The 12,398-nt window shown below is 62.3% G+C and carries 10 protein-coding genes; 4 read left to right on the top strand and 6 right to left on the bottom strand.

Going from position 1 to position 12,398, the window contains the following annotated elements; translation table 11 throughout:
• The 6 genes from AC07X9_RS07755 to AC07X9_RS07730 all read right to left on the bottom strand — a co-directional run bounded on the left by AC07X9_RS07755 (window position 1) and on the right by AC07X9_RS07730 (window position 6,920).
• Entirely contained in the window at window positions 1-846 is an 846-nt protein-coding gene (locus tag AC07X9_RS07755; RefSeq protein ID WP_026002685.1) for an AAA family ATPase, read from the bottom strand.
• Window positions 847-933: 87 nt separating this feature from the next.
• A complete protein-coding gene (locus tag AC07X9_RS07750) occupies window positions 934-1,614 on the bottom strand; it encodes a DUF6975 family protein (RefSeq protein ID WP_017184690.1) in 681 nt (226 codons plus the stop codon).
• Window positions 1,615-1,986: 372 nt separating this feature from the next.
• Window positions 1,987-4,044: an RNA polymerase sigma factor RpoD gene (rpoD, locus tag AC07X9_RS07745; RefSeq protein WP_017184689.1), complete on the bottom strand. Its 2,058-nt coding sequence runs from the start codon at window positions 4,042-4,044 to the stop codon at window positions 1,987-1,989.
• A gap of 77 nt (window positions 4,045-4,121) precedes the next feature.
• Window positions 4,122-6,023: a DNA primase gene (gene dnaG / locus AC07X9_RS07740; RefSeq protein WP_017184688.1), complete on the bottom strand. Its 1,902-nt coding sequence runs from the start codon at window positions 6,021-6,023 to the stop codon at window positions 4,122-4,124.
• Window positions 6,024-6,404 (bottom strand): endonuclease domain-containing protein, encoded by a 381-nt coding sequence (locus tag AC07X9_RS07735; protein WP_017184687.1) that lies wholly within the window; start codon window positions 6,402-6,404, stop codon window positions 6,024-6,026.
• Window positions 6,405-6,467: 63 nt separating this feature from the next.
• Entirely contained in the window at window positions 6,468-6,920 is a 453-nt protein-coding gene (locus tag AC07X9_RS07730; RefSeq protein ID WP_026002684.1) for a GatB/YqeY domain-containing protein, read from the bottom strand.
• A gap of 157 nt (window positions 6,921-7,077) precedes the next feature.
• Between AC07X9_RS07730 and carA the strand changes: the two genes are divergently transcribed.
• The 4 genes from carA to carB are packed head-to-tail and all read left to right on the top strand — an operon-like array spanning window position 7,078 to window position 12,345.
• Window positions 7,078-8,256, top strand: coding sequence for a glutamine-hydrolyzing carbamoyl-phosphate synthase small subunit (gene carA / locus AC07X9_RS07725; protein WP_017184685.1), 1,179 nt, complete (start codon window positions 7,078-7,080; stop codon window positions 8,254-8,256).
• Window positions 8,253-8,621 carry a ribonuclease E inhibitor RraB gene (locus AC07X9_RS07720; RefSeq protein ID WP_017184684.1) on the top strand — a complete coding sequence of 123 codons (369 nt, stop codon included), beginning with the start codon at window positions 8,253-8,255 and terminating at the stop codon, window positions 8,619-8,621. Before carA ends, AC07X9_RS07720 begins: the two co-directional genes overlap by 4 nt.
• Entirely contained in the window at window positions 8,618-9,010 is a 393-nt protein-coding gene (locus AC07X9_RS07715) for a hypothetical protein (RefSeq protein ID WP_140159581.1), read from the top strand. Before AC07X9_RS07720 ends, AC07X9_RS07715 begins: the two co-directional genes overlap by 4 nt.
• The gene (carB, locus tag AC07X9_RS07710) at window positions 9,010-12,345 is read left to right on the top strand and encodes a carbamoyl-phosphate synthase large subunit (RefSeq protein WP_017184682.1); all 3,336 of its coding nucleotides are present in this window, start codon (window positions 9,010-9,012) and stop codon (window positions 12,343-12,345) included. The genes AC07X9_RS07715 and carB overlap by 1 nt, the downstream gene beginning before the upstream one ends.
• The last annotated feature ends 53 nt before the right edge of the window (window positions 12,346-12,398 follow it).

The raw sequence follows: 12,398 nt of genomic DNA, 5'->3' as shown, positions 1-12,398 counted from the left end.
TCAGCGCCCCTGACGCCGGGCCATGAAGGCCAGCCGCTCGAACATCATCACATCCTGCTCATTTTTAAGGAGCGCGCCGTGAAGCGGCGGGATGGCCTTGGTCGGATCGCTGTTCTGGAGGACGTCCAGCGGCATATCCTCATTCAGCAGCAGCTTGAGCCAGTCGAGCAACTCGCTGGTGCTGGGCTTTTTCTTCAGGCCCGGCACGTCGCGGATGTCGTAGAAAATATCCATCGCCTTCGACACCAGGATTTTCTGGATACCGGGGAAATGCACATCGACGATCGCCTGCATCGTGTCGCGATCGGGGAATTTGATATAGTGGAAGAAGCAGCGACGCAGGAAGGCGTCGGGCAATTCCTTCTCATTGTTCGACGTGATGATGACGATCGGGCGATCCTTGGCTGCGATCGTCTCGCCAGTCTCATACACATGGAACGCCATGCGATCGAGTTCCTGCAACAGGTCGTTGGGAAATTCGATGTCGGCCTTGTCGATCTCGTCGATCAGCAGCACGGGCAGGGTGGGGGAGGTGAATGCCTCCCACAGCTTGCCCTTGCGGATATAGTTGGCAATGTCGTGGACGCGCTCGTCGCCCAGCTGGCCATCGCGCAGACGGGCGACGGCGTCATATTCATACAGGCCCTGATGCGCCTTGGTCGTCGATTTGACGTTCCATTCGATCAGCGGCGCGCCCAGCGCTGTCGCAATCTCCTGCGCCAGCACGGTCTTGCCGGTGCCCGGCTCCCCCTTCACCAGCAGCGGGCGGCGCAGCAGCACCGCGGCATTGACCGCGACCTTCAGGTCGTCGGTGGCGACATAATCCTGGGTGCCTTCAAAACGCATCATAGTTCGTCCGCTTGCCTGTCATGGCTACCGGACTAGGCAAAGCGATGCGGGTGCGCAAGTCGCGCGGGCTGTATAGCCTCAGGATCAGTTCTGGCGCGCGCGGATGTCGGCGCGGGCGGCCAGCAGATCCCACAGGCCGCGATGCTGGTTCAGCAACTGGCGTGCGCCGAACTGGATGGCCCGGTCGACCACGTCATCGCCGCCGATCGCGCGCGCGACCTCCAGCGTGGCGGCCCGTTCGGGCAGGGTGCAGCGGTGCGGCTCCATGCCGGCACGAAGCGCCGCCATGTCGAGAATGTGGCGCACCGCGCGCCAGTCGAGCACCAGCGCCATCGCCGCGCCCATGGCGCAACCGCGCCGGTCGGACTGGGCCAGCATGTCGAGCGCATGGCGTTGCTGGCCGACGGTGGTCTCGCAATCCGCCTGGCCCGCCGTGCTGGGGGCGGGGCCGACGGCGACCGAAACCTGGGTCAGATAGGCGCGTTCGGATGCGAAGGAATCGGCGGCCTCGATCAACCATGCACGCGCGGCATTGTCGGCCGATCGCGTGGCGGCATGATCGATCACGCCGGGATGCCGGCCATGCAGCAGGCACAGATAATAGGCGCCATCCGCCAGATCGCCCAGCGACAGAAGCGAATCCCGCGCCACGCTGGCGCCCGCGCGATTGGCATAGGCATGGGCCGCCGTGCCATCGGCAGCGACGAGTGCCTCCAATATCCGCGATATATCGCCAAATTGATAGCGTGGTGCCGCTTCGCTCATATGCCATTCCCTGTTCGCCCCGGTCCGCCAGCGGGGATTTGACGGTCAAGCTACGGGAACGGGGTAAAGGAGCGGTTTACGGACGAGAAAAAAGGCGATCACGATCTTTGCAAAGCGGCATTGACGTTTTGGAAAGCGCTCATCCTCCCCCCGGCGGGGAAGGTGGCTGGCCGCAGGCCAGACGGAGGGGTGTCGCCCTATCGATAGGGTGACACCCCTCCACCATTTGCTCCGCAAATGGTCCCCCTCCCCTTGCAGGGGAGGATGGGCCTGTCCAATCCGCCAATGCCTCGTCGGCAATCGACATGATCGCCATAAAAAAAAGGGCGGCCCAGTCAGACCGCCCTTTGATATTCACCGATAAGCAGCAGCTTATTGGTCGAGGAAACTGCGCATCTTGCGGCTGCGGCTTGGATGTTTGAGCTTGCGCAGCGCCTTGGCCTCGATCTGGCGGATACGTTCGCGGGTCACGCTGAACTGCTGGCCCACTTCCTCCAGCGTATGGTCGGTATTCATGCCGATGCCAAAGCGCATCCGCAGCACGCGTTCCTCGCGCGGGGTCAGCGACGCCAGCACGCGGGTGACGGTTTCCTTCAGGTTCGCCTGGATCGCGGCATCCACCGGGATGATCGCATTCTTGTCCTCGATGAAGTCGCCCAGATGGCTGTCTTCCTCGTCGCCGATCGGCGTTTCGAGGCTGATCGGCTCCTTGGCGATCTTCATCACCTTGCGCACCTTCTCCAGCGGCATGGACAGGCGCTCGGCCATTTCCTCCGGGGTCGGTTCGCGGCCCTGCTCGTGCAGGAACTGGCGGCTGGTGCGGACCAGCTTGTTGATCGTTTCGATCATATGGACCGGAATACGGATGGTCCGCGCCTGATCCGCGATCGACCGGGTGATCGCCTGCCGGATCCACCAGGTCGCATAGGTGCTGAACTTGTAACCGCGGCGATATTCGAACTTATCGACGGCCTTCATCAGGCCGATATTGCCTTCCTGAATAAGATCAAGGAATTGCAGGCCACGGTTCGTATATTTTTTAGCGATGGAGATGACGAGGCGCAGGTTCGCCTCGACCATTTCCTTCTTGGCGATCCGCGCCTCGCGCTCGCCCTTCTGCACCATGTTGACGATGCGGCGGAACTCGCTGAGCGACATGCCGGTCGCCTGCGCGATTTCGCTGACTTCGGTGCGGATGCGTTCCACCGCGCGCCCTTCGGCAGCGACGAAGGCGGTCCATTTCTTGTCGATGCCCGCAACCCGGTCCAGCCAGCCATCGTCCAGCTCATGGTTCACATAGCGGTCGAGAAAGTCCTTGCGCGGCACCTTGTGCCGTTCGGCCAGACGCAGCATCTGGCCGCCCAGCGCGGTCAGGCGCCGGTTATAGGCATAAAGCTGATCGACCAGATATTCGATCTTCTGCTGGTGGAACTGGACGCTTTCGACCTCGGCGGTCAGGCTTTCGCGCAGTTCGTGATAGCGATCCTCTTCCGCCTGGCTCAGGGCGTCGCCATTGCCCATGGCCAGCATGCGCGCGGCCTGGATGCTCGAAAAGGCGCGGAAAATCTCCGTGATGGTCGCAAACTTCTCCAGCGCCATCGGCTTGAGCGTTTCTTCCATCTGCGCGAGGGAGAGGGTGTTATCCTCTTCCTCTTCCTCTTCGGCGCGGCGGGTGCGACGCTCGCCCGATCCATCCTCATCCTCGTCGGCGTCGGCGGACTCCTCTTCGGGCTCCTCCTCTTCCTTGAAGCTGGGACCGGCAGTCTTTTCGCTTATTTCGCCATCATCATCCTCGGCGCCTTCTTCCAGGCTTTCGGGCGCAGGGTCTTTGGACAGCATCGCGTCGAGATCCAGAATCTCGCGCAGTTGCATTTCGCCATTGTTGAGCGCCGTCGACCATTCGATGATCGCGTTGAAGGTCGTCGGGCTTTCGCACAGGCCCAGGATCATGGTGTCGCGACCGGCCTCGATCCGCTTGGCGATGGCGATTTCGCCCTCACGGCTGAGCAGTTCCACCGCGCCCATTTCGCGCAGATACATGCGAACGGGATCGTCGGTGCGATCGACCGTTTCCTTCTTCTTTTCGGTGATCAGCCGGGGCGAGCCGTCATCGTCCTCCGCCACTTCATTGGCGTCGTCATTGTCATCCTCGCGCTGCTGGTCCTCGCCATCATCGCCGGCTTCTTCATTTTCGACGATGTTGACGCCCATGTCGTTGAGCGCGGACATGACATCCTCGATCTGCTCGGACGACATCTGGTCCTGGGGCAGGGCGCTGTTCAGTTCGTCATAGGTGATGTAGCCGCGCTTCTTGGCACGGGCGAGCAGCTTCTTGACCGAGGCTTCGTTCAGGTCGAGCAGCGGGGCATCGCCACCTTCATCTCCGCCATCACCCGCACCCGCACTTTTGCTGTTCGCCTTGGTCGCCATTTATTCGCCTTAACTCCGCCGCTCCTTCTTGCCGGAGCGATCATTCAAATCCCTCGTCCCATGACGGGACGATCATATCACTCAATGTCGTCGGACTGCGCGAGTTCCGCCAGGCGGCTTTCATGGTCCATTTTCAGCCGATGGACCCGTTGCTGCTCGGCATAGCTTGCCTCGTTGAGGTCTTCCCTCGCCCGTCTCGTCGCCTCCGCCAATGCAGCGTCCAGCTCCGGTCCCTGCGCCATCACCCGAATGGCCTCCTCCAGATCGCGGGTCACGCGATCGGCGTCGGTTGTCATCCTGTGGGGGGTGAATGTGAACGTGTCGGCCCGAAGCATCCCCTTCGCCATATTATACACTTCACCTCGCCCCAATATGGTAAGGAGGCCATCGGTTTCAACTGTTTCTTTGCGAAAGGATGCAGCAATCATCGCGGCGAGCAATTGACCCAGCGCCCGATCCGCCACTTGCAGGCTCGCCAGTGTCTCGCGATGGCGGACAATCTGGTCGGGATGGCGCAGCAAACTGGCCAGAATCGCGCGCAACAGCCGTTGTTCCATGCCGGTTGCGCCGATCGCGCGAGCTTCCTGGCCGACGGGGGCGATCGGCGGTTTCCAATTCCCCTTCTTGTCGCGCTGCCAACGGCCAGCATTATTGGCACCTTGCCCGCGCGGGGCGTTGCTGAAGGCGGGTCGGGCGAAAAACAGCGCGTCATAGCGCTCACGGAACGCATGGGCATAATGGGCGCGCACATCGGGATGGCCGATCGCCTCGGTAATCGCGGCCAGCCTTTGCTTGAGCGCCGCCTTTTGTTCGGGCGTATCGAGCGGCGCGACAGTCTGTTCGTGGCTCCACAGCCGGTCGACCAGCGGTTGCGCGGCGGCCAGCACCGCGTCCATCGCCGCTGGCCCTTCGGCGCGGATCAGGTCGTCGGGGTCTTTGCCCGCAGGCAGCGTCGCAAAGGCCAGGCTATGGCCGGGGCGCAGCAGGGGCAGGGCGCGCATCGCCGCGCGGATCGCCGCCTTCTGCCCCGCCGAATCGCCATCGAAGCACAGGATCGGCACCTCGACCATCTTCCACAGTCGTTCGATCTGATGCTCGGTCAGCGCCGTGCCCAGCGGCGCGACCGCGTCGGCAAAGCCCGCCTGCGCCAGCGCGACCACGTCCATATAGCCTTCGACCACGATCACCCGGCCGGTATTGCGGCTGGCGGGGGAGGCGCGGTCGATATTGTAGAGGGTGCGCCCCTTGTCGAACAAAGGCGTGTCGGGGGAATTGAGATATTTCGGCTCCCCTGCGCCCAATATCCGCCCGCCAAAGGCAATCACGCGCCCGCGAATGTCGCGGATCGGCAGCATCAGACGACCACGGAAACGATCGTACGTGTCGCGCTTTCTGGTTTTACCGCCATCCGGCTCGGCGCCGTCCGGGTCGATCAGGAGGCCAGCGTCGACCAGCATCGGTTCGCCAAAATCGCGCAGCGCGGTCTTCAGCTTGCCCCGCGAATCCGGCGAATAACCAAAGCCGAACGCTCGTCGCGTCGCATCGCTGATGCCGCGCTTGCCCAGATAGGCCCGCGCCTCCGCGCCCTCGATCCCGCCCAGTTGCTCCTCGAAAAAGCCCTGTGCCGCCGCCATCGCGTCATGCAGCCCTTTGGCCGCCTCCGCCCGTTTGGCCGCGCGCGGATCGGCCGCAGGCACGTCCATCCCCGCCGCCTGCGCCAGTTCCTTCACCGCCTCCATGAAGGGCAGGCCGCGCTGGTCCGTCATCCACCGGATAGCGTCCCCATGCGCGCCGCAGCCGAAGCAGTGGTAAAAGCCCTTCTCGTCATTGATCGTGAAGCTGGGCGTTTTTTCGTTATGGAACGGGCAGCACGCCTTATATTCGCGCCCCGCCTTCTGCACCTTCACGGTACGCCCGATCAGCGTGGACAGCGATGTACGCGCACGCAATTCATCGAGAAAGGCGGGGGTCAGGGACATTTAACTCCCCTCCCGCTTGCGGGAGGGGTTGGGGGAGGGCATGTCCGCCACGACGCGCATAATGTCCTCGATCACTCCGTCCAGATTGCCCAACACATCATTGTTCCAGAAACGGATCACGCGAAATCCCTGCGGTTCGATATAGCGCGTTCGTTCCGCATCGACGGCATCCTCGTGCTGGCCGCCATCAACCTCGATCACCAGACCAATGGATCGTGCCACAAAGTCGCAGATGAACGGGCCGACAGGCACTTGGCGGTTGAACCGGATGCCGGAAACTTTGCGCGCGCTGATCGCCTGCCACAGCACGCGCTCTGCGTCCGTCGCATTGTTGCGCAGGGCGCGCGCTCTTGCGGTAGGGCGGGCATAGCCTTTGTCCATCGGGGTCAAACATGCCCTCCCCTGACCCCTCCCGCAAGCGGGAGGGGAGCCACAAGCGCCAGTTCAGTTCAGCGCCGCCTTCACCAGCGCGCTTGCCTTGCTCATGTCGATCACCTGGCCGTGCCGTTCCTTCAGCACTGCCATCACCTTGCCCATATCCTTGACGCTCGCCGCGCCGACTTCGGCCTTGATCCCCTCGATCGCCGCCTTCGTCTCATCCTCGCTCAACTGTTGCGGCAGGAAGCTTTCGATCACGTCCAGTTCGCTCTGTTCCTTGGCGGCCAGTTCGTCGCGCCCGCCATTTTTGAACATGTCGATCGATTCGCGGCGCTGCTTGACCATCTTTTGCAGCACTTCGACCACCACCACATCGTCGTCGGGCACGCTGGTGGCCACGCGCAATTCGATGTCGCGGTCCTTCAGCTTGGCCAGGATCAGGCGCACGGCGGCCAGACGTTCCTTGTCGCCCGCCTTCATGGCTGTGATCTGGGCGCTCTTGATGGTATCGCGAATCATGGCGAAGCGAATCCTGTTCTGATCGGGAAAGAAGTAGATATAACGCCAAAAGAGATTTTTAACAGGCGTTGACCGCGACGTCGCACAGGCATAGGTGACCGGCCGTTTAACCCGCACCAGACGGGACCCCGCAAAAGCAAAAAAGGACCACCCGACCATGGCTGACGCCAAGACCCTCATTGTGCCCAAAGGAGCGACAGGGGTATTGGTTTTTGCCGATGGTTCCGCCGTGTTCGGCCGTGGCTTCGGCGCGGTGGGCGAAGCGGTGGGCGAACTTTGCTTCAACACCGCCATCACCGGCTATCAGGAAATCATGACCGACCCCAGCTATGCGGGCCAGGTCGTGACCTTCACCTTCCCCCATATCGGCAATGTCGGCACCAATGCCGACGATGTGGAAGCGGACACGCCCTTTGCGCTGGGCTGCGTCGTGCGGCAGGACGTCACCGAACCCAGCAATTTCCGCAACGTCCAGCCATTTGACGCATGGATGCGCGATCATGGCCGCATCGGCCTGTCGGGCGTCGATACCCGTGCGCTGACCCGGATGATCCGCGAAAAGGGCGCGCCCAACATCGTCATCGCCCATGATCCCGACGGTCAGTTCGACATCGCCGCGCTGGCTGCCAAGGCCGCCGCCTGGCCGGGGCTGGAGGGCATGGACCTCGCCATCGAAGTCACCGCCAAGGACAGCCGCTTGTGGAACGATGGCGGCTGGACGCTGGGCGCGGGCTATAGTCTTGGCGAGGCGGGCGCTGACCGCCCCCACGTCGTCGCCATCGACTATGGCGCGAAGAACAATATCTTCCGTAACCTGGTAAAGGCTGGCGCGCGCGTCACCGTGCTGCCCGCCACCGCGACCTTCGATCAGGTGTCGGCCCTGTCGCCCGATGGCGTGTTCCTCTCCAACGGTCCGGGCGATCCCGCCGCGACCGGCGCATACGCCGTGCCTGTGATCCGGCAGGTGCTGGACGCGGACATCCCTGTGTTCGGCATCTGCCTTGGCCACCAGTTGCTCGGCCTTGCCGTCGGCGCAAAGACCATCAAGATGCATCAGGGCCACCGCGGCGCGAACCATCCGGTCAAGCGGCTGGAGGACGGGCTGGTCGAGATTACCAGCATGAACCACGGCTTCGCGGTCGACGCGGCGACGCTGCCCGCCAATGTCCGCGCCACCCATGTCTCGCTGTTCGACGGCAGCAATTGCGGCATTGCGCTCACTGACAAAAATGCCTTCTCGGTCCAGTATCACCCCGAAGCCTCGCCCGGCCCGCAGGACAGCTTCTATCTGTTCCAGCGCTTCGTCGATGGCCTCAAAAAAGCCGTGGCGGCATGAGTATCAAGCTGCCTCCCGTCGATGAAGCGCGGCTGGCCGCCGAATGGGAAGCGGACCGCCAAGTCCTCGCCAACCTAGCCGCCAATGGCGACAAGGCGATGATCCCGCGCCCGGTGGACGTAAGCTTTCGCGGATCGGAAAAGGATTTCGAGCGCGTCCTGACCATCGCCAGCCAGTTCGGCATGGTCGAACTGGACCGGGAGGAAGATGAGGAAGGCGACCTGTTCCTGTTTCTGGAATGCGAACAGGCAGTCGACGAAGCCTCGATCCGCGCGCTGACGAAGAAATGCCTCCAGATCGAAATCCTCTGCGGCGTCGAATATGACGGCTGGGGGTGCGAGGCGCGGACGGGGGCGGTGCATTGAGCCGTGGCTTCCTAAAACCTATGGCAATCGGCGCGGCTCTGTCGGCAGTTTCTTGTTTTGGTGCTTGGGCTGTCCAACAACTCAGGGCTTCAAAGGAATGGCTGATCCTCGAATACCGCCGACCGACCGGCCAAGGTCCGGCTTGGCAAAAAGCTGGCGATGTCGATCCGGCTCGCCAAGCTAGAGACGTAAGCGCTCATCTCACCTTCATTGCTTCTCGTTGCCGACTGGCTGAGTGGCAAATGAGTTCGAATATTGGATGGTTGGATGTCGACGAAACTGCGCAGCTTCGTTTTCCGACCAAAGGTTTGAACGACGCTTCGTTTAGTTGCGTCTTGTCTTTCGTCAAACCGCCTTTCGTCCGCCTGCATCGCGAGAGCCAAAAATAATGCCCAAACGCACCGACATCTCCTCCATCCTCATCATCGGCGCTGGTCCGATCATCATCGGCCAGGCGTGCGAGTTCGATTATTCGGGCACGCAGGCGGTGAAGGCGTTGAAAGAGGAGGGCTATCGCATCATCCTGGTCAATTCCAACCCGGCCACGATCATGACCGACCCGGAATTTGCCGACGCCACCTATGTCGAGCCGATCACGCCCGAAATCGTGGCGAAGATCATCGAGAAGGAGCGGCCGGATGCGGTGCTGCCGACGATGGGCGGGCAGACCGCGCTCAACACCGCGCTGGCCTTGTTCAATGACGGCACGCTGGAGAAGTTCGGCGTCCAGATGATCGGCGCGGACGCAGAAGCCATCGACAAGGCGGAGGACCGGATCAAGTTCCGCGACGCCATGGACAAGATCGGCCTTGAATCCGCCCGTTCGCGCATTGCCCACTCCATGGAGGAGGCGCTGGAGGCGCTGGAATTTACCGGCCTGCCTTCGATCATCCGTCCCAGCTTCACCATGGGCGGCACCGGCGGCGGCATCGCCTATAATCGCGACGAGTTCATGACCATCGTGCGCGGTGGCCTGGACGCATCGCCCACCACCGAAGTGCTGATCGAGGAATCGCTGCTCGGCTGGAAAGAATATGAGATGGAGGTCGTGCGGGACCGCAACGACAATTGCATCATCATCTGTTCGATCGAAAATGTCGATCCGATGGGCGTCCATACCGGCGACAGCATCACGGTCGCCCCGGCGCTGACGCTGACCGACAAGGAATATCAGATCATGCGCAACGCATCCATTGCGGTGCTGCGTGAAATCGGCGTCGAAACAGGCGGTTCCAACGTACAGTTCGCGGTCAATCCCAAGGATGGTCGCCTGATCGTGATCGAGATGAACCCGCGCGTCTCGCGCTCCTCGGCCCTCGCGTCGAAGGCGACCGGCTTCCCGATCGCCAAGGTCGCGGCCAAGCTGGCCGTGGGCTATACGCTCGACGAGATTACCAACGACATTACCGGCGCGACGCCAGCGAGCTTCGAGCCGACCATCGACTATGTCGTGACCAAGATCCCGCGCTTCGCGTTCGAAAAGTTCAAGGGCGCAGAACCGCTGCTTGGCACCGCGATGAAATCGGTCGGCGAAGTCATGGCGATTGGCCGCAACATCCATGAATCGATGCAGAAGGCGCTGCGCGGACTGGAAACCGGCCTGTGCGGCTTCAACGATGTCGAACATCTGGTCGGCGCGCCCAAGGATGACATCGTCGCCGCCTTGTCCCAGCCCACGCCCGACCGATTGCTGGTCGCGGCCCAGGCGTTGCGCGAAGGGCTGAGCGTCACCGAAATCCACAATATCGCCAAGTTCGATCCCTGGTTCCTTGAGCGGATCAAGGAAATTATCGATGCGGAAGGCGAGGTTCTGGAAAACGGCCTGCCGCGCGATGCGGACGGGATGCGGCGCCTGAAATCCATGGGCTTTTCCGACAAGCGCCTTGCCTATCTCGCGCTCAAATCCGCCAATCTGCGTGGCATGGAACGCGGCATTGCGCGCGGTTCCGGCCTGATCCACGAAGCGGTCAAGGCGATGACCGGCGGCGTGACCGAGGATGAAGTGCGCGCGCTGCGCCATAAGCTGGGTGTGCGCCCGGTGTTCAAGCGTATCGACACCTGCGCCGCCGAGTTCGAGGCGAAAACGCCCTATATGTATTCGACCTATGAAGCGCCGATCTTTGGGGAAGCGGAAAATGAATCCGCCCCGACGGATCGCGAAAAGGTGGTCATTCTGGGCGGCGGGCCGAACCGGATCGGGCAGGGGATCGAATTCGACTATTGTTGCGTCCATGCCTGCTTTGCATTGAGCGACGTTGGCTATGAAACCATCATGGTCAACTGCAACCCCGAAACCGTGTCGACCGACTATGACACGTCGGATCGCCTCTATTTCGAGCCGTTGACAGCCGAGGATGTGCTGGAAATCCTCGACATCGAAAAATCGAACGGCACGCTCAAGGGCGTCATCGTCCAGTTTGGCGGCCAGACCCCGCTCAAGCTGGCGCAGGCGCTGGAGGATGCGGGCATCCCGATCCTTGGCACGTCCCCCGACGCCATTGACCTGGCCGAAGACCGCGAGCGTTTCGCGGCGCTGATCGACAAGCTGAAGCTGCGTCAGCCCGCCAACGGCATCGCCCGCAGCCGGGAGGAGGCGATCGCGGTCGCCAACCGCATCGGCTATCCCGTCCTCATGCGCCCCAGCTATGTTCTGGGTGGCCGGGCGATGGAGATTGTCGACGGGCAGGCGCAACTGGAAGAATATATCACGACCGCCGTTCTGGTGTCGGGCGAATCGCCTGTGCTGATCGACCAGTATCTGCGCGACGCGATAGAGGTTGACGTCGATGCCCTGTGCGACGGCGCCGATGTCGTCGTGGCTGGCGTGCTCCAGCATATCGAGGAAGCCGGCGTCCATTCGGGCGATAGCGCCTGTTCGCTGCCGCCCTACAGCCTGAGCAATGACATCATCGCGGAAATCGAACGGCAGACCGAAATATTGGCCCATGCCCTGTCGGTGCGCGGGCTGATGAACATCCAGTTCGCGGTCAAGGATGGCACGGTTTACCTCATTGAGGTGAACCCGCGCGCCAGCCGCACCGTCCCCTTCGTGGCCAAGGCGATCGGCACCCCCATCGCCAAGATCGCCGCGCGCGTGATGGCGGGCGAGATGCTGGAAACGCTGCCCACGATCGACCGCAACGCGATCAACCATGTCGCGGTCAAGGAAGCGGTATTCCCCTTCGGTCGCTTCCCAGGCGTCGATCCGGTCCTGTCACCGGAAATGAAGAGCACCGGCGAAGTCATGGGAATCGATAGCGATTTCGCCACCGCCTTCGCCAAGGCGCAGATCGGCGCTGGCACCATGTTGCCGACTGGCGGCACGGTGTTCATATCGCTGAAGGATGGCGACAAGCAGGTCATCCTGCCCGCTGCCAAGAAGCTGGCCGCCATGGGATTCCGCATCATCGCGACCGGCGGCACCGCGACTTTCCTGGCCGACCATGGCATCGCGGTCGAAACCGTCAACAAGGTGGCGCAGGGCCGTCCGCACATCGTCGACCGGATCACCGACGGCGACGTGCAGCTGATCTTCAACACCACCGAAGGCTGGCAGTCCTTGAAGGACAGCAAGGCGATCCGCACATCGGCTCTACGGGCGAAGATTGCCAGTTTCACCACGGCCGCTGCCAGCGTCGCCGCGGCGGATGCAATCGAGGCTTTGCGGGACCATCCCCTTGAAGTGCGGTCGCTCCAGTCCTATTATCCCCTGTCGCAAGCCTGATCCCCTGCACAAGGACACACGCTGCGGGTGGCACCATGTTGGTCGCCGCCAAA

The sequence above is a fragment of the Sphingobium sp. GW456-12-10-14-TSB1 genome (assembly GCF_059424385.1).
Note: the sequence above shows the minus strand (reverse complement) of the source record. Positions and strands in the feature narration are given on the sequence as shown.